This window comes from Pedobacter suwonensis, assembly GCF_007833675.1.
Classification (GTDB): Bacteria; Bacteroidota; Bacteroidia; order Sphingobacteriales; family Sphingobacteriaceae; genus Pedobacter; species Pedobacter suwonensis.
In genome coordinates, this window is sequence record NZ_CP031708.1 from 1451053 (window position 1) to 1469538 (window position 18486).

Here is an 18486-nt window from a genome sequence, read left to right on the forward strand (position 1 = left end):
GTTGAATGTTAAACTCAATTTTATTCTTGTATCCGTAGGAGATGCTATACTTAACTCTACGAACAGAATGGGATAATTTATTTTATAAAAATCAATATAAATGACGTAACAGATTTTTTATGCCATACAGCTCAGTCTTGACTCGGCTCGCCGCCGCCGAAAGGCTCTTACTTTTTGACATCAAAAAGTAACAAAACCGAGGCATTGCCGAGCTCATTAATACAAATAAAACAATAGACAACAACCATTAATAAAATGCCGGCTGAAAATTTATTCATTTGTTGTTTATAACTTTCAGCTGCATTCATGAGGGCTTCGCCGTTTTCTTTCAAAGACAGTGTTATGGCTAGAACAGTGCAGCCCGAAAAATTTATTAGGCCGGTTTTAAGTAGAACGGTGATACGGTGCTATGGCCTAGCTATACGGAAATGCATGATACTAAAATCTACTCATTAACAATTAATTATAAAATAACGTCAATAGTTGCGACAGACTCGAAAAAAGTCGTCATTGCAAGGAGGAACGACGAAGCAATCTTTCTTGCTAATGTAGAATTACAATGGTGATACTTGCTGTAAAGATTGCTTGCCCGAAAGTAGGGACAGGCCGTTGGCTGAAAAAGACTTCTTACAATGACAATCTCTCGAGGGGGCTTAGTGCCAAAGCGATAATTGGAGAACTTAAAAAAGCAGATTAAGCGCTAAATCAGCACCCAATCTGCTTAAAATTAAATTGGTTAAACCCGAATATTATTTCACCACCTTAATCTGCCCTTTCATCACCATATAATGGCCCGGATAGGTACAAATAAAAGGATATACACCAGGTTTGTTAGGCACAATAAAATAAATCGTATCCGATTTTCCGGGCTGTAACAAAGACGTATAAACCAATACCTTAGGTGTTGCCGGAACAAAATCAGACTTTTCACCATCAAGGCCCATTTTCAAAGCCATTTCTCCTACTGCATTACCCGATGCTGGCATAGTGAGCACGAAATTGTGCAACATATCATCCACATTTTTAAAGGTTAGTTTTACTTTGGTACCAGCCTTAAGAGTAATATTGGTGAGGTCGAATTTCAAACCTGGCTTGGTACCCAGTATAATGGTTTCTTCAGGTCCCTTAGTCCAGGCTTCGGGCTGTTGCGTAACGTGTTTTGTCACATCGGTATTGCCTTTAACTGCGCCACCCGCTGCAGGTATATTGCCCATTTGGTGATGCTCCATCCCTTCCATATGGTGTGCTGCCTGTGCATTGCCTGTAGGTTTATTTTCTGCAGTTAGTGCCAGCTTTTCGCCATCCGGAATTTTTTTCACTGTATAATATCCGTAATTGTGCAACAAAGGAATACTGCCATTTTCAGCCCGCAATCCTTCCATTTTGATTTCGTGGATATACCCCTCTTTCAAACTATCCAACACCAACCGTACCTTTTTATGATCAGGAGAAACCACTATCGCTTTGATGCTACGTGCCGATTGATTAATTACCGGACTACCATAAATGTGGTGGTATTTATAAATAAAAGTAGAAAGTTGATAAGCACCGGCATCGCGCGCAGTTTTTTCATCAACCGGCATGGTAAACTCCAGTTCGAAACCATCGGGCTGGGCCTTTACCGTTTGCACCTCGAATGGCATAATACCCGACCAGGTTAAACGCTGCAGCCCGTACTCGGCTTTGCCTGTCGATGACCATCCTCTTGAAGTCATCCCCACCAGCATACTGCCGTCCGATCCCCAGTTCATCCGGAGGATCCCTGAAGAAAATCCCCGGCGGAATGGAAATACCACACCTTGATACACGCCTTTAACTTTCTCTAAAAATACCCTGTTGATATTACTCTGCGATTGGTCGCCCACAAAAAGCTGCCCTTTAAAAGGCCCCATATTCCCATTATTGGTATAGTTAAGAATACCCGATGTGGAGTTACCCATAATAGAATGCGGAATCCATACCGAAGGTGTTTTAAGCCCAGGTACTCTTTTGGCCACCTCGAATTCAGGTTTTCCGGTATCAGGAATATCCTTTTTGTGAAGCTTAACTGGTGAGCCAGGCTCATTTGACCATATTAAGCCGGCAGGATTACCTACAAAATCGCCTTCTTCTACGTGGGTAATGCTGCCCGAGCCTACCCAGTCGCCCTGATTTTCGGCATAAAATATTTCTCCGTCGTTATTCAGCGCCATTGCTGCAGGCGAGCGGAAACCGGCTGCAAAAGGTTTTAACTTAAAATCGGGTGTAAATTTGAGCATCCAGCCATGCCATTTAGATAAACTGGCGCCGTAACCGATCCAACCCAGGTTCAATGTAACCACCATGTTGCCATCTTTATCCAATATCGGACCATAAGCATATTCGTGGTAATTGCCCGATAAAGGCCAGGAATACATGGTGCGGTATTCATCGGCTTCGCCATCACCATCCAGATCGCGTAGCCTCGTAATTTCAGCGCGTTGGGTAAGGTAAATATCTCCTTTGATGTAATTTAAGCCCAATATTTCGTGCATGCCATGCGCAAATAAACGATATTTGGGCTGTTGTCCGTCTTTCATATACGGATTGGTGATCATCCAAACTTCACCTTTACGGGTAGCTACTACCAGCTCATCGTTAGGTAAGAAAGTCATTCCACCCACTTCAAGTGCAATTTCTTTTGGAATGGGAACGGTTACGATGGGATAAATCTGTTTTTCTGTTTGTGGTTGTGTTTGTGCTTTTAACGTCACCAGACCAGTGCCCAGCAACAAAAGAGACAATAAGTATGTTGATTTTTTCATGTTTTGATTACCAGGTGATGGAATAGGTTAACGAATCGGCAGTATTGGCCAGTTGTACCAGCAGTTCTTTGCCACTTTGGGTTTTCCTGATGAAAGCTTTTGCACCATCAGCTACTTTGATGGTATAAGCTTTATCGCCAACCACATAACTGTTGTTTTTATGCGATTCTATATTTGCCCCAGCCGCAATACGACAATAAAGCGGCTGCTTGCCATTGCTAATGCTAATGGTGCGGCTAAGTCCTGCGCCGCCATCTAAAACGGCTATTTTATCAGTTATATCGGCACCGTTAGCCGTATATAAAAATGCAGGCATTTTGCTTTTATCTAAAACATAACCCTGGGTTTGCAGATCGTCAAATGCGATGGAATCTGGCCAGGCCGCGTCTTTATCTGCCAATATCGCAAGAGTCGGTGCCGCAGAAAGTGGTAAAACGGTACCCAGAGGTTTAGCCAGTTGAGGTTCTCCCCTATCTTCCCACATTTCTCTGGCATCTATAAAATCTCCACGCCATACTTCCAGCAAAGCGCCCTGTTTTAAATCGTAAGCATAGTTTACCTTTTCTGGAGTACCTACAGAAATCACGTGAGTACGTTTTTTGCCTTCAAACATCAGGAAGCTTCGCAATAAATATGGTTTAGTTGTTGCATTGATGATATAAGGGTTGGCGTTTTGGGCCATAGAATAAGCTGCGCAGCTGGTCAAGAGTGCCAGGCAGCACATCACTCGTTTGTAGATCATAATTTTGATTTGGTTAAAGTACAACAAAACAATCGGTTGCATAACAAATATATCATTAGCAGATCAGTTTACAAAAACAATCGCCCATAAAGCATACAATTAGTTAATTTACAACCAGATAAAGTTAAATTTTAATCAGACAAACGATAGCATAATCAGGTGGTAGAATAATAAAACCTTTTACTAAACGTATAGATTTAACCTACTGATCCGTTTGTTTTGCTTTTATGTGAGGACAAGCTCATCATTTCACATTTAGCCGAAAAAGCAAGGTCAATTACCAGGATTGAGGGCAGAAAGATGCGCTGTAATTTTTGAAAGTTTAATTAATGAACAATCTTAAACACCAGTTCTTTTAAGAGTTCACCATCATCAACATTCCCGGTACTATCCAAGCCTTTGCTTTTTAAATCGTATTCGCGAAGTAAGCTGATTACCTGGAAAACTTTCCCTGTATTGTAATTTCTTGCTGCTACCTCATAATCTTTGATAAAAAACGGAGGCACGCCCAACGCGGATGCCGCATCGGCTTTATTGGGGATATAATGATATTTGAGGAGCTTGGTAAAATAACCACCTAAATTGGCCAAAACCATTACAGTTGGGTTTGCTTTAGGATTGCTGGCGAAGTAATTGATGATTTTATTACATTTTAACACATCGCGGATGGCCAGGGCTTTCTGTAATTCGAAAACATTATATTCTTTACTAATGCCGATGTTTTTCTGAACCAGATCGGTATTGATGGTTACTTCCTTCGAAACATTGAGCATCAGCTTTTCGATCTCGTTGGCAATTTTGGAAAGATCTGTACCTAAATACTCAGCCATTAGCGCCGATGCCTGCTGATCGATCTTATACCCTTTCTCTTTAACAAATTCTTCAATCCAGGGTACCAGTTTATAATCGCGAACAGGATCAGACTGAAAAATCAGTCCGCTTTTATTGATGGCTTTGTAGATTTTTTTACGCTTATCGAAATTGGCATATTTATAAGCCAGCACTAAAATGGTACTCGGTAGTGGTTTTTCAAAATAATTGAGTACGAATTCGCCCTCTTTAGAACTGTCTTCCTTACCCCACTTTAAATCCTGCGCTTCTTTAACAATTACGACCTGATACTCAGACATCATGGGATAACGCTTTGCAGCTCCCAAAACCGTTGCCATATCGGTATCTTTCCCGTACAAAACCGTTTGGTTGAAGCCTTTTTCGGCATCGTTCAGCAGCTTATCTTCAATATAATCCGTTATTTGATCGATATAGTAAGATTCTTCACCATGCAATAAATACACAGGTTTGAACTTTCGGGCTTTGATATCTTTAATAATTTCGGCAGCAGTCATTGCCTGTAAAATTACAATTTAGGTTTAAGGATTTGGTAAATGTTTTTAAATTAAGAGATGTGAGAGGTTAGATGTGAGATTTGAGACTGGATTTGAAAAAGTAGATATGAGATTTGAGACACGAGATTTGAGACATTAAGCAGGAGACTGCTTTAGCATCATTCAGAATTAATTAACTTTGAGGCTTCAAATTGATAAATTGTTGTATTGTTAATTGCAAACTGACAATTGCGAACTGCCAACTGAAAACTGCAAACCGAAAACTGCCAACTGAAATGTTCACTCCTACTCCGCTTAACCTGCCACCTTATCCATTTAAAATAACCAAAAAAGATGATGTGGTTTTTATTTTCGATGAGTTGAGGAAGAAACACCTGGTGCTTACACCCGAGGAATGGGTGCGTCAGCATTTTATTCAAAGTTTGATCCTGGAAAAGAAATTTCCGCGTACTTTGATCCAGATTGAAGGTGGTTTGATCTTAAACCAACTGCAAAAGCGAAGCGATATTTTAGTCTACAATACTGCCGGCGAAAAACTGATGCTGATTGAATGTAAGGCACCAAAAGTAAAAATTACCCCATCGGTTTTTGATCAGGCCTCGCGGTACAATTCGATACATCAGGCGAAATGGATCGTGTTAACCAATGGTCTGCAGCATGTTTACGCCAAAATGGATCTGGAGAAAGGCAGCTTTAACTTTGTAGAAGAAATGCCGGATTATTTGAAGTTGTAGTTCAAATTGTTAAAAACTGGAGAATAAAATCCGTCATTCCCAGCATGACTGGGAATCGTAATGCTGTAGCTAAATCTGCAAATAAGATTCTTCCTGATCACGTGCTCTATGTTTTCACAGATCACTTTAAATATTCCATTTCGTGCTTCGCGAATACAATTGATTATCGTAAAAGTATTTTTATTATAGGGAGCGCAGGGTTAATGCAAAACACTAAATTTCTTCCCGTTTTCCGCTATACGCTTCGCTGCCTCGTACCTCGTTGCTGCGGGGTATCGCTGCAAGCGGGGCTATATGGCAAAAATATTATTCATTTTTTAAGCTGGAATATGCAAAAAACCTTTGTTCCTGAACCCGATCCGATGGCTATTGGATGCAATGGAAAGCCCGGAGCGTAGCGAGGACTTGTAATGGAAAGCGGGGCTGCAGACCGCCAAGAACTACTGTATGCTCATTTCCAAATACCAAACAAGAACCAAATCAGGAATACTCCACATGATAAGCTCACCTGATTGGCAGAATTTAACTTTTTGTGTTCCCATACCTGATAAAAAAATTAAATGCTTTTACCATATCAGTTTTTGCTGTTTAAATTATATTCTTCAATGCGCCGATTGTAGAATTAATAAATAAAACACCAACAGAAGAAAAAAATAAATGTACATATAACGTTTATTATGTTAAATATTTTACTTTTACTTTTAGAATCTTCCAGATATAAAACCGTATGAAATTAAATTACCCAATAAAAAGTATTTTCTCTGCATGTATAGCTTACGCTGCCATCGGAGCTGGATACACAACAACAGCGCAGGCACAAACTGCAAAAGTAATTAAAGTTAAAACAGACCAGCCTATTGCTAAAGTGCAACCTAATATGTGGGGTGTGTTTTTTGAGGATATTAACTTTGGTGCCGACGGTGGTATTTATGCCGAACTGATTAAAAACCGCTCTTTCGAATTTACAAAACCGCTGATGGGCTGGAGCATCCAGCGTAAAAATCCAAAGGAAGGAGAAATATTGGTGGTAAACCGCAAAGAGGTAAATACCGCCAACCCCAGATATTTACAGGTAAAAAAACAAACTGACGATTTTGAACTTATAAACGAAGGATTTAAAGGTATCGGCGTTAAAAAAGGATTGCGTTATGATTTTTCATTGATGTACCGCCAGTTAACTCCAGGGGTTAAACTGGTACTGATGTTAAAAGATGCGAACAATAAAATCATCGGACAAGGCACTTTGACTCCTGATCAAACAGGAAACGACTGGAAAAAACAATCAGCAAGTTTTATCGCTACTGAAGCCGATCCTAAAGCTAAATTTTCCATTCTGTTTCAGGGAAATGGAAATATTGACGTGGATATGATCAGTCTTTTCCCAGGCGATACCTGGAAAAACCGTCCGCAGGGATTAAGGGCAGATATGGTGCAGTTATTGGCCGATATGAAACCTGGTTTTATCCGCTTTCCGGGCGGCTGTATCGTAGAAGGCACCGACCTGGCAAACCGTTACCAGTGGAAAAAAACCATTGGCCCGATTGAAAACAGACAGCTGATTATCAACCGCTGGAATACCGAGTTTCCTTACCGTGCCGCACCAGATTATTTTCAAAGTTTTGGCCTGGGCTTTTTTGAGTATTTCCAACTGGCTGAAGATATCGGCTCAGATGCCCTGCCGATATTAAATTGCGGTATGGCCTGCCAGTTCAACTCTGCTGAAGTTGCTTCGCTTGATGAACTGGATCCTTATGTACAGGATGCTTTAGACCTGATTGAATTTGCCAATGGCGATGTAACAACCAAATGGGGCAAAATGCGTGCTGATTTAGGTCATCCAAAACCCTTTAACCTAAAAATGATGGGTGTGGGAAATGAGAACTGGGGTCCGCAGTATTTAGAAAGACTTGCAATTTTTACCAAAGCCATCAAAGCAAAATACCCTGATTTTAAAATCATTAACAGCTCCGGAACGGATCCGGAAGGCGACCGTTTTAACCTGCTTAACACCACATTAAGAAATAATCATGCTGATTTTATAGATGAACATTATTACCGTCCGGCTGATTGGTTCTTAAAAAATGCAGGCCGGTATGACAATTACCCGCGCAACGGCTCGAAAGTTTTTGTGGGTGAATATGCGGTGCACGCCGATAGTAAAATTGAAGGCAGCAATAGAAATAATTGGGAAAGTGCATTGGCTTCGGCTTCGTTAATGACCGGCCTGGAACGTAATGCCGATGTGGTTCAGATGGCTTCATACGCACCACTTTTTGCGAATATCGACGCCTGGCAATGGGCGCCGGATATGATCTGGGTAGATAATTTAAAATCGTATGGCACACCAGATTATTATGTTCAGAAACAGTTTTCTACCAACAAGGGAACGGATGTGGTTTCGATTACACTTGATAATAAAAACATTATCGGACAGGATGGACTTTACGCTTCTGCCGTAACCGATCAGGTAAAAAAAGAACTCATCATTAAAATTGCCAATAACGCTAATCAACCGCAGCAGATCGATTTCGACCTTGAAGGAAAATTGAAATTAAAAAGCAAGGGCACCAATGAGGAAATAGCAAACAGCAACCTTAAACAGGTTAACTCATTCGAAAATCCTGAAGCGGTAAGTCCGAAAAAAAGCACGATTAACCTAAAAGGCAAGAAATTAAATATTTCGTTAAAACCTTATTCTTTTAACGTCATCAAAATTCCATTTACCACATAGATTTAACGAGATCAACATGAAAAAATTTGTATTATCTGCGGCTTTATTCTGTAGTTCTATTTTAGCACAAGCCCAAAACGAAACCCAGCTCACCATTAAACCTGCAGGCGACCAAGTAGTGAGCAAACACATTTATGGCCATTTTTCAGAACATCTGGGCCGTTGTATTTACGATGGTTTTTGGGTAGATGAAAATTCGACCATTCCAAATAAAGGTAGAATAAGATTAGACATTGTAGAGGCATTAAAAAAAATAAAAGTTCCGAACCTGCGCTGGCCCGGTGGTTGTTTTGCTGATGAATACCACTGGAGAGATGGCATTGGTCCCAGAAACCAGCGCCCGAAAATGGTCAACACCAACTGGGGCGGCGTAACTGAAGACAATAGCTTTGGTACACACGAGTTTTTAGACCTTTGCCAGATGCTTGATTGTGAACCGTATATTGCCGGGAATGTGGGCAGCGGAACCGTTGAGGAAATGGCTAAATGGGTTGAATACCTAAATTTTGACGGCGTAAGCCCGATGACAGCCATCCGCAGCCAAAATGGAAGAGAAAAACCATGGAAAGTTTCGTTTTGGGGGGTTGGTAACGAAAGCTGGGGATGTGGAGGCAACATGACACCGGCCTATTATTCTGATTTGTACCGTAGATATGCCACCTATGCCCGCAATTATCCGGGCGCTCCGTTAAAAAGAATTGCCAGTGGCGCTAATGCGGGAGATTATAACTGGACTGAAACCTGTATGAAAAATATTGGCGACCAAATGTGGGGATTAACCTTGCATTATTATACGCTTCCAACCGGAAATTGGAACGCAAAAGGGTCTGCCACTAAGTTTGATGAAGCTCAATACTTTTCGACCATGAAAAATTGCCTGCACATGGGAGAACTGGTAAGCAAGCACGCTGCAATAATGGATAAATACGATCCTAAAAAGAAAGTTGCTTTGGTGGTTGATGAATGGGGAATATGGACTGATGTGGAGCCCGGAACCAATCCTGGTTTCCTGTATCAACAGAATAGTTTACGCGATGCTTTAATTGCAGGCACTACCTTAAATATCTTCAATAACCATTCTGATCGTGTTAAAATGGCTAATCTGGCCCAAACTGTGAATGTTCTACAGGCTTTAATCTTAACCGAGAAAGATAAAATGATCCTCACCCCTACTTATCATGTTTTTGATCTTTACAAGGTACACCAGGATGCCAAATATTTACCAATTGCTTTTACCAGCCCTGATTATGTAGTAGGAGACCAAAAAATACCAGCGCTGAATGTTTCTGCTTCGCAGGATGCCAGCGGCGCGATCCATATTTCGTTGGTTAATTTAGATCCAAATAAAAAAATTGCAATCAGTACGGTGTTAGATGGTTTGAAATGGAATTCGGTTACCGGGCAGATTTTAACCTCTGCTAAACTTACTGACGTAAACACTTTTAACGATTTGAACAAAGTACATAATGCTAAATTTACAGGCGCCAAAAAATCGGGTAATTCACTAAAAGTAGAGTTACCGGCGCAATCTGTTGTGGTTCTGGAATTGAAATAATTTTATAAGAAAGATCAAATTTTCTGCCTGAAGTGAAGTTTTTGAACGGCATGCGATCGTTGTTAAATAAATTAAAAATCATGAAAAAACTAGGATGCCTTTTTGTATGGTTGATATCAGCATGTTTAAATGCTGAGGCGCAATCTGAAAAAGGGCCATACCTTTTTGCTTATTTTAAAGATAATGGCCAGGATGGCTTGCACCTTGCTTATAGTAACGATGCCTACAAATGGACAGCACTGAAGAATGATCAATCATTCTTAACCCCAACAGTAAGCCAAGATAAGCTGATGAGAGATCCTTGTATTATACGAGGCGCCGACGGCCTATTCCATATGGTCTGGACGGTGAGCTGGAATGATAAAGGAATTGGTTATGCCAGTTCGAAAGACCTCATTAGCTGGAGCGAACAACAGTTTATACCTGTAATGCGTAAAGAAGATGGTGCCAGAAATACCTGGGCTCCTGAAATCACCTATGATAGCGCGACCAAAACCTATATGATTTATTGGGCTACAACCATTAAAAATAAGTTTAATGAAACGGCCTCAACGGAGGAAAACGGATATAACCACAGAATTTATTACGTTACGACAAAAGATTTCAAAACTTATTCGGAGACCAAGTTGCTTTACGATCCGGGATTTAACGTAATTGATGCCACTATAGTAAAAGATGGTAAAAGGTTTATCATGTTTTTAAAAGATGAAACCCGCCAACCTGTCCAAAAAAACATTAAAATAGCGTATGCCGATCAGTTGACCGGTCCGTATAGCCAAGCAGGAAATCCGATTACCGGCAATTACTGGGCTGAAGGCCCAACCACCTTAAAAATCGGCGATAAGTGGTTGGTGTATTTCGATAAGTACGTCGACCATAAATATGGGGCGATAGAATCTGCAGATTTAAAAAACTGGACTGATGTTTCAGACCAGATCTCCCTGCCAAAAGGCTTAAGGCATGGCACCATATTAACCATTAAAGAAAAAGAACTGGAAGTCTTATTAAGGCAATAAATAAGGCTAAAGCAGTATAAAATTTCTCCAACAAGATCCTGAACCATGTTCAGGAGGACGATTGCATTTAAATAGCGCTAGTGAGCTGCGAGGACACAAACCACGGAATAGTACATACCATTTAAATCAACATTCCATGGTCTGTGTCCGCACAGACCATTAAGATAAATCTCCATCAAGCACCATGCTGAACTTATTTTACGGTGCAGCTTTCTGATTAGCTACGACAGAAGATTTTATCGTTGGTGCAATTCGCTTCAAAAACCTTCCTCATAGATCCTGAAAAAAGTTACCATTCACTGAATTTAAAAGAAAAACCATTATTGCAATTACGATCATTGGAGTTAATTTATTTCTTTAAATCCTGTCACTCATATTTATTTTATATAACAAATTAGTGCTCAGGATGAAAAATCGCATTTGAAAATGCCAGTGGTCTGTGAGGATACAGAACATGGAACAAGAATGTCGTACTCTCGACCGGAGCAATGCGAAGTGGAGAGGTCTTTGGATCAGATTATAAGATTAGATCTGATCTGATCCGTGGTCTGTGAGGACACAGACCATGGAACAAGTTAAAGAAAAACCATTATTGCAATGACGATCATTGGAGGTAATTTATTCCTTTAAATCCTGTCACTCATATTTATTTTATATAACAAATTAGTGCTCAGGATGAACAATCGCATTTGAAAATGCCAGTGGTCTGTGAGGATACAGAACATGGAACAAGAATGTCGTCCGACCGAGCAATGCGAAGTAGAGAGATCTTTAGATCAAATTGTAAGAATTAGATTTAATCTTAATCCGTGGTCTGTGAGGGCACAGACCACGGGAGTGAAAATTTACTTCACCAACCTGACTTCATAAATATTGGCAATCGCTGATCCCTGATCGGCAACAAATTTCACTTCTAAGTCTGCTTTCAATAGCGCTTTTGGAATCTGATATTGCTGGGTGTAAAAAACAGCTCCCTTACTTCCATCTAACTTTACATTTTCAATTTTAACTCCATTGATCAGGATAGCGAAGCTTTTATCCTTTTCTTTTCCAAAATAAGTTAAACTCAGCTTATTTCCAGATAAATCTTTGTTTTTAAGCATATAACTAAACCATGCTTTCCCATTTCTAAAATGCCTTTCCTGGTAGGTTCCGTTATCCGTTTGTTCACCTTTAAAATTATGATCAGATTCTGGTTGTTGTTCACCAGGATTAACCAGATCAACTGTTTGCTGTTCAATCTTCATCTTTTCTTCTTCGGCCAGTTTAATCGCCTTTGCACGTTCCGGCAAAGCCTGTTCACTGCTGTAAGGAAAGTAAACGACATAACGCTTTTCGGCAAGGGTGTAAAAAGGAACCAATTTTAAGGATTTGTATCTGGGCTGATAGACCGCATTACGGGCACTAAAGGTTAAAGTTTTTTTATCGGTCAGCGTAATTTCATCAGCAAGCGTATTTTTCGGCCCGGTAACCAGGGGCGCATCACTAATCGGCAATAAAGCACCGGAGGCAATATGTCCCATCCGGCTGCCATCAGCGGTTAAATTAGGTTGATTCAAAGTATCCATCTCTGCAGCAAGTACAATTGGTCCACGCAGAAAGGCAACCCAATCAGAACCATCAGGCATAAATTCTGTTGAGGTACGCATCGGTAAGGCTATATCAACTACATCGCCCGTACTCCAGGTGCGATCGATACTGGCATAACCATTTGCTTCACTTTTAGCCATTGCCTTTTTTCCGTTTACCATTACAACCAATTTCCCTTGTCCTACCCAGGAAGGCTGACGGAAATGTAAGGCAAAACGCTGTTTTTGCTTTAGCTGAAGTTTGATCGTTGTTTTCTCTGCATCTGGAAAAAGCGTTTGCTGTGTAAGCTGAATACCTTTTTCTTTCCAGTTTAGGGTTGAAGGGATAAAAAGATTCACAAATACATCATTCGCACGGTGTGCATAAATCAGTTCCCCATATTTGCCATGGTTTTCCAATCCCGAACCTACACAGCACCAGAAACTTTCCTGCGGATTCGAATAGGTACGGTAATGCCCTGGACGCATCGGCGTAAAATATACAAAACCACCTTCCGGCCTTTGCGATGAAAGAATATGATTATACAGTGTACGTTCATAATAATCGAGATAAGTGTTTGAAGGATCTGCAAGAAACAGTTGCTTAGTCAACTTCAACATGTTGTAAGAATTGCAGGTTTCAGGTCCCTCCCGCGATTCTGTCATCGAAGAAAAATCATTTGCAGGATGAAAATGCTCTCTAACGCTATTTCCTCCGATGGCTACTGTTCTGCGATCGACTACTGTTTTCCAAAAGAAAGCAGCGGCATCAGCCCAGGCCGGATTTTTATCCAACAGCGCAATCTGCTCAAAACCAATTACTTTCGGAATCTGTGTATTGGCATGTAAGCCATTTAAGGCATCGGTATTTTTTAAAAGTGGATTGAGAAGAGATTGATCTGAAAACCGTTTGGCCAATTGAAGATACTTTTTATCGCCTGTTATTGCATAAACATGGGCAAAAGCTTCATTTAATCCACCATGTTCGCTCTTTAATAATTCCTGTACCTGTTGATCGGACAAATTGGAAACCAGATCTACGCACCAATCTGTTAATTTGATCAGCATTTGCTTCGCTTTTGCATTGCCGGCAACTGCATAGGCATCGTACAGGCCTGCATAAATTTTATGAATATTGTACAAGGGTACCCATTTTCCATTGAGCGAAAAACTGGATGATCTGATGTTACCGGCTTTAATCTCTTTCCAGATTTCCTTACCTCCGGGGATTCCGGCAAGATAACCATCACCATTTTGACGCTGGCATTTGTCCAACTCGGTAATCATATAATCTATCCGCTCCTTCACCTTTGCATCGCCGGTAGCAGCATACATCAACGAAAGGGCCGATAGGTAATGTCCGCCGATATGCCCGTCTAAACCTGTGTTTTCCCAATTACCGTAGGATTCAGCTTTAGGTTTTAACCCTGCTTCTCTTAAATAGGGCGCCAAAAGCCGATCTGCATCCAGCGATAGCATATACTTTTTATCAGTTTCCTGTGCCTGTTTAAAAGGCCCATCAAGCAGGCGGACTTCCGTTAAACTAAATGGCTGCAAGACAGTTTGCCCAAAAACAGTTCCGCATAAAGCGGATAACAAAACGGCGGTAATTATTTTTTTCATTTTTAAAAACTTCTTCATAACAAAGATGATTGATCGTAGTGGGTAAAGTTTTGGTAGACCGTTAATAACCTTTGGCGATAAAATAATCTGTTTTACGTGCCTTCTATTGATGATTAAACCCAGGATAAAAAACGGCCTGGTATAATTGATTGCTCATAAAATTAAAGGTTTAGTAAACCATTGGCTAGCGGATTATACCGTCCAAAAGCAGTATTTATAAAATTTGGTTAAAATAAACGTCTTAAAGACATTTATAAAACGAAGATATAAAAAAGAATTGCCAATTAGGTTATGATTGAAACAAATCATTTAGCGCCCGGGAATTTTTTATCAATTTCAGGAACATTAAAAAGAACGTTTGAATGCCTGCCAACAGCTTACCCCAGTGCATTTTGTTCATTTTTTATTTTTCCATAAAAAAACCGTTACATTCCATAACTTAATGAGGAATTTTAAAATCAAACACTTTGCATCCAATACTCATCAGAAATAATGTAAAAATACTTGGCGAAGGCAGCCAGGTACTTCTGTTTGCTCATGGCTTCGGCTGTGCGCAAAATTCATGGAAATATATTACAGATGCTTTCCTGGGAAATTACAAAGTGATCTTATTTGATTACGTAGGCACTGGTGATTCGGACCTTAGCCAATACAACCAAAAGAAATATGCTACATTAGAAGGATATGCCTGTGATATAATTGACATCATACAGGTACTTGACCTCAAGAATATTATATTTATTGGACATTCGGTTAGCAGCATGATTGGCATGATTGCCGCCCTGCAGCTTCCGGATGTATTTAAAAAACTGGTTTTTATCGGTCCATCACCAAGATATTTAAACGATGGTGATTATATCGGCGGATTTAACACCGGAGATATAGAAACCATCTTTACCCACATCGCCCAGGATTATGTAGCCTGGAGTAAACAATTGGTGCCACGAGTGATGGACAGCCTTTGTAAACCTGAACTATGTGATTTTTTACAGGAATGTTTTGAAGCCACTGAGCCAAGTGTGGCCCTTGCTTTTGCAATGGCAACCTTTAAAGCCGATTACAGAGACCAATTGAAAAACCTCGAAGTACCAAGCCTAACGCTGCAATGTACAGATGATGAAATAACCCCAAAATCAGTTGGAGAATACATTCACAAAAATACGCCTGACAATTTCCTGGTTGTAATGAAAGCTACCGGGCATTTCCCACACATCAGTGCGCCCGACGAAACCATCAGGGAAATCAAAGACTTTATCGAAAATGCCGGTTCGAAATCAGCATCAGATCACCTCTATACTTCAGGAGATTTTGCACACCAATAACCTATTTTTAGCTTAAAATGTAAACATTGAGCACAAAAATGCTTTTTCAACCGCCAATCGGCATGAAACAGCGCTGACCGCGCAACAATATTTTATTTCATGAAAAGTAAAGGAAAGTTAAATGTTAAGTTGATAACCATTAAAAACGCGCCATGTCATTTATGACTAACAAGCCATAAAATAACCCAAAAGGCAGATAATTTTGAAAAAAACTTATTTATGATATATATTAAGCGGTACAACCTGTGAAAGAAAGCTAAGACATGAAAAACGCATCCGTTATTGCATCACCTATTGGCCAGATTACCATCCTTGCCGATGATGAGTTTGTACACGCCGTAACTTTTGCTGAAACAGATATTACAGGACTTACTGAAAATCCGCTCACACTAATAGTTGCTCAACAATTAGGTGATTATTTTAATGGCAGGTTACAGCAATTCAATTTTCCAATTAAACAAAATGGCACCGAATTTCAGCAGGAGGTTTGGCGGAATTTATTAGCCATACCTTTTGGCGAAACCATTTCGTATGCTAAATTTTCTGCCCACCATCCATTAGCGATACGGGCTATTGCTGCCGCAAACGGAAAAAACAATATCGCCATTGTTGTGCCTTGCCATAGGGTTATTGGCAGTAATGGCAAGCTGGTGGGTTATGCCGGCGGTTTATGGCGTAAACAATGGTTACTGCAGCACGAACGCGAAATTGCCTGGAGAGGACAGACTGAATTAAAATTTTAATCCATATTTTTGAAGATGAATAGAGATCAAGCCGTAACACCAAAAAATTACCTTAAAGCGATCCGTTTAATTAATATTGAAGGCGACAAATGTGCTTTCGAAATTGGCAAAGTCCCTATCCGCCAGCACATCAATGCCAATTACTTTTTCGCCCAAACAGATGTATCTAGTTTAGAGCGCATCCCACACCCCGCACCGCGCCGTCAATATGTAATTACTCTAAAAGGGAAACTCCGTTTCACCGTGAGCAATGGCGAAACCTTTATCATTGAGCCGGGGATTATACTCATTGCCAATGATACCGCCGGAGAAGGCCATACCTGGGAAGTTGTGGATGGCGATGAATGGGAAAGAATTTATATTCCGCTGGAAGATAGTGTTGAGGATTATTTTATAGCTGAATACTAGTATTTAAATTTGATTTCTAATACGTACTTTGAAAATACTTTTTTAATTTTGAAAGATACCAAACGCTCAATGACCTATACCCCTGGATTACACATTTTAGCTGAATTTTCTTCTAAAAAAGCTGAACAACTTTGTTCTTATCAGGCTTGTAAAGCTATTTTTAACCAGCTAATTAACCAAAAAAACCTTGAAAAAGTTGGCGAAGTTTACCATAACTTTCCCAATGGAGGTTTTACAGCCGTTATCTGCCTAACAGAATCTCATTTATCCATCCATACCTGGCCAGAATTTAAACTGGCTACTTTCGACATTTTTTTATCTAATTACAAGAAAGACAATACCCAAAAAGTTAGGGAGATCTATGAAGCCGTACTTCACTTTTTTGAAGGCGAAGAGATACAGAAGACTGAAATTGTACGTTAATGAAAAAACCGGCTCAATCATTTTTCAAATCAAAAACAATTCCCTGCTCAGTATGCAAACAAAATATTGTTCTTTACGATTCAGCTAAGAGTGAGTACATCGCTTGTTCTTCATGTTATTCCTATTTACATATTGTTAACCGGGTAGAATGCAGGTTAAATAAAAAATTAAATCAGCCAGAAAAGGTTATTGTATTGAAACTGGGTTCAACGGCAAACATACATGGTACTGACTTTCAGGTTATCGCCTATTTAGAAAAAAAGGAATCGAATACGATTTATGCCTGGCGGGAGTATATTTTAAACAGCCTTGAAAAAGGCTACGTTACTTTATCCGAATTTAACGGCCATTGGAATTTTATTGCAGGTAAGGAGTTTCTGCCTGATTACAAACAGCCTACCAACTGCGGTCAAAATGTCAATTATAAAGACATTGAATACAAACTTTTTAACAAATACAGCCCCATAGTAACGGCTATGCTTGGCGAAGTGGATTGGGATGTTGTTAATGAGCGGGTCAAAGCTACCGAATATATTGCGCCACCATTTATGATTGTAAAGGAGGTGATGAATAAACCTAAACACCATACTGATTACTACATTGGCGAATACCTTAGCAGCGATGAAATTGCTACCGCATTCAATCTTGATAAAAGTAGTCTTCCGGAACAGATTGGTATAGGCGCCAACCAGCCATCTCAAGCTTATGACCGATGGATATCCTCTTTAAAAGCAACTTGTATTGCCACAATTGTAGTCTTACTTTTGCATGTGCTCTTTAGCGTAGTAAAACCAGAAAAGGAATTAATAAATGATAATTTTTTAATTACATACGATGCCAAGGCGGGTGCCGATGCTTTCAAACCCTTCATCACACCTTCATTTGTTATGGAAGATGAATCATCAAATATTGAATTTGACATTGCTTCTGGTGTTGACAACAACTGGCTGGAAACGACCATTGTATTGGTCAATGAGGCTAATAACCAAACCTGGGAAGTAAGCAAGGGAATAGAATATTACCATGGCATAGAAGATGGCGAAAGCTGGCAGGAAGGCTCAACCGAAGAATCGATTCTTCTATCCGATATACCCAAAGGCAAGTACCACTTAAATGTATATCCGTCATCCGGGGATACATACCGAAATAACTTGTTTATCAGGGCAACTGCAAACGTAAGCATGCTGCGCAATACATTGATTACAATAATGATACTTTGCCTATTCCCGGCAATTTGCTGGTATCTGATGCGGAATTATGAAAAAAGAAGATGGGATAACAGTGATTTTTCACCTTTTGTAAAAGCAGATTAAATGGATTTAAAACCAATTAAATATTACCTCATTCTGCTACTCATTATTTTGGGTTTTTATGGCTATAGTGGCCTCCACGGGCATGCCTATTACCAAGACAAAGTAGAAAAAAACACCGAGTTCAATGAAAACAAAAGCCATGGCGGCCATGTAAACAGATTTTACCATAAATAAAAAAT

General features: G+C 40.0%; 14 protein-coding genes. 10 read left to right on the forward strand and 4 right to left on the reverse strand.

What is annotated here, in order from left to right:
- Positions 1–749 precede the first annotated feature (749 nt).
- From DV942_RS23760 to holA, 3 genes are all read right to left on the reverse strand, one after another.
- Positions 750–2783 carry a plastocyanin/azurin family copper-binding protein gene (locus DV942_RS23760; protein WP_145856028.1) on the reverse strand — a complete coding sequence of 678 codons (2034 nt, stop codon included), beginning with the start codon at positions 2781–2783 and terminating at the stop codon, positions 750–752.
- 7 nt (positions 2784–2790) lie between these two features.
- Complete coding sequence (locus DV942_RS05860; RefSeq protein WP_145856030.1) at positions 2791–3525, reverse strand: hypothetical protein; 735 nt, start codon at positions 3523–3525, stop codon at positions 2791–2793.
- Positions 3526–3851: 326 nt separating this feature from the next.
- Positions 3852–4871, reverse strand: a complete 1020-nt coding sequence (gene holA / locus DV942_RS05865; RefSeq protein ID WP_145856032.1) for a DNA polymerase III subunit delta — start codon at positions 4869–4871, stop codon at positions 3852–3854.
- 275 nt (positions 4872–5146) lie between these two features.
- Between holA and DV942_RS05870 the strand changes: the two genes are divergently transcribed.
- From DV942_RS05870 to DV942_RS05885, 4 genes are all read left to right on the forward strand, one after another.
- Positions 5147–5605 carry a type I restriction enzyme HsdR N-terminal domain-containing protein gene (locus DV942_RS05870; RefSeq protein ID WP_145856034.1) on the forward strand — a complete coding sequence of 153 codons (459 nt, stop codon included), beginning with the start codon at positions 5147–5149 and terminating at the stop codon, positions 5603–5605.
- Between the two features lie 727 nt (positions 5606–6332).
- The gene (locus DV942_RS05875) at positions 6333–8336 is read left to right on the forward strand and encodes an alpha-L-arabinofuranosidase C-terminal domain-containing protein (RefSeq protein ID WP_145856036.1); all 2004 of its coding nucleotides are present in this window, start codon (positions 6333–6335) and stop codon (positions 8334–8336) included.
- A 16-nt stretch (positions 8337–8352) separates the two neighbouring features.
- Positions 8353–9891: an alpha-N-arabinofuranosidase gene (locus DV942_RS05880; RefSeq protein ID WP_145856038.1), complete on the forward strand. Its 1539-nt coding sequence runs from the start codon at positions 8353–8355 to the stop codon at positions 9889–9891.
- Positions 9892–9971: 80 nt separating this feature from the next.
- The gene (locus tag DV942_RS05885; protein ID WP_145856040.1) at positions 9972–10907 is read left to right on the forward strand and encodes a glycoside hydrolase family 43 protein; all 936 of its coding nucleotides are present in this window, start codon (positions 9972–9974) and stop codon (positions 10905–10907) included.
- Between the two features lie 845 nt (positions 10908–11752).
- Here DV942_RS05885 and DV942_RS05890 read toward each other — a convergent pair.
- Positions 11753–14098 carry a glycoside hydrolase family 127 protein gene (locus DV942_RS05890; RefSeq protein WP_145856042.1) on the reverse strand — a complete coding sequence of 782 codons (2346 nt, stop codon included), beginning with the start codon at positions 14096–14098 and terminating at the stop codon, positions 11753–11755.
- A 467-nt stretch (positions 14099–14565) separates the two neighbouring features.
- Between DV942_RS05890 and DV942_RS05895 the strand changes: the two genes are divergently transcribed.
- From DV942_RS05895 to DV942_RS23420, 6 genes are all read left to right on the forward strand, one after another.
- Entirely contained in the window at positions 14566–15420 is an 855-nt protein-coding gene (locus tag DV942_RS05895; RefSeq protein WP_145856044.1) for an alpha/beta fold hydrolase, read from the forward strand.
- Positions 15421–15683: 263 nt separating this feature from the next.
- Entirely contained in the window at positions 15684–16163 is a 480-nt protein-coding gene (locus tag DV942_RS05900; protein WP_145856046.1) for a methylated-DNA--[protein]-cysteine S-methyltransferase, read from the forward strand.
- Between the two features lie 15 nt (positions 16164–16178).
- Entirely contained in the window at positions 16179–16571 is a 393-nt protein-coding gene (locus DV942_RS05905; protein ID WP_145856048.1) for a cupin domain-containing protein, read from the forward strand.
- Positions 16572–16619: 48 nt separating this feature from the next.
- On the forward strand, positions 16620–16994 hold the full coding sequence (locus DV942_RS05910) for an S-adenosylmethionine decarboxylase family protein (protein WP_244950836.1): 375 nt from the start codon (positions 16620–16622) through the stop codon (positions 16992–16994).
- Positions 16994–18307, forward strand: a complete 1314-nt coding sequence (locus DV942_RS05915; RefSeq protein ID WP_145856050.1) for a DUF4178 domain-containing protein — start codon at positions 16994–16996, stop codon at positions 18305–18307. Before DV942_RS05910 ends, DV942_RS05915 begins: the two co-directional genes overlap by 1 nt.
- Complete coding sequence (locus tag DV942_RS23420; protein WP_186462433.1) at positions 18308–18481, forward strand: hypothetical protein; 174 nt, start codon at positions 18308–18310, stop codon at positions 18479–18481.
- Positions 18482–18486 lie beyond the last annotated feature (5 nt).

Excerpts from the sequence above, each read along its gene's own strand:
- DV942_RS05905 (WP_145856048.1), top strand. The coding sequence starts at position 16,179 with ATGAATAGAGATCAAGCCGTAACACCAAAAAATTACCTTAAAGCGATC.
- holA (WP_145856032.1), bottom strand. The coding sequence starts at position 4,871 with ATGACTGCTGCCGAAATTATTAAAGATATCAAAGCCCGAAAGTTCAAA.
- DV942_RS05900 (WP_145856046.1), top strand. The coding sequence starts at position 15,684 with ATGAAAAACGCATCCGTTATTGCATCACCTATTGGCCAGATTACCATC.
- DV942_RS05860 (WP_145856030.1), bottom strand. The coding sequence starts at position 3,525 with ATGATCTACAAACGAGTGATGTGCTGCCTGGCACTCTTGACCAGCTGC.
- DV942_RS23420 (WP_186462433.1), top strand. The coding sequence starts at position 18,308 with ATGGATTTAAAACCAATTAAATATTACCTCATTCTGCTACTCATTATT.
- DV942_RS05890 (WP_145856042.1), bottom strand. The coding sequence starts at position 14,098 with ATGAAAAAAATAATTACCGCCGTTTTGTTATCCGCTTTATGCGGAACT.
- DV942_RS05875 (WP_145856036.1), top strand. The coding sequence starts at position 6,333 with ATGAAATTAAATTACCCAATAAAAAGTATTTTCTCTGCATGTATAGCT.
- DV942_RS23760 (WP_145856028.1), bottom strand. The coding sequence starts at position 2,783 with ATGAAAAAATCAACATACTTATTGTCTCTTTTGTTGCTGGGCACTGGT.
- DV942_RS05915 (WP_145856050.1), top strand. The coding sequence starts at position 16,994 with ATGAAAAAACCGGCTCAATCATTTTTCAAATCAAAAACAATTCCCTGC.
- DV942_RS05880 (WP_145856038.1), top strand. The coding sequence starts at position 8,353 with ATGAAAAAATTTGTATTATCTGCGGCTTTATTCTGTAGTTCTATTTTA.
- DV942_RS05885 (WP_145856040.1), top strand. The coding sequence starts at position 9,972 with ATGAAAAAACTAGGATGCCTTTTTGTATGGTTGATATCAGCATGTTTA.
- DV942_RS05870 (WP_145856034.1), top strand. The coding sequence starts at position 5,147 with ATGTTCACTCCTACTCCGCTTAACCTGCCACCTTATCCATTTAAAATA.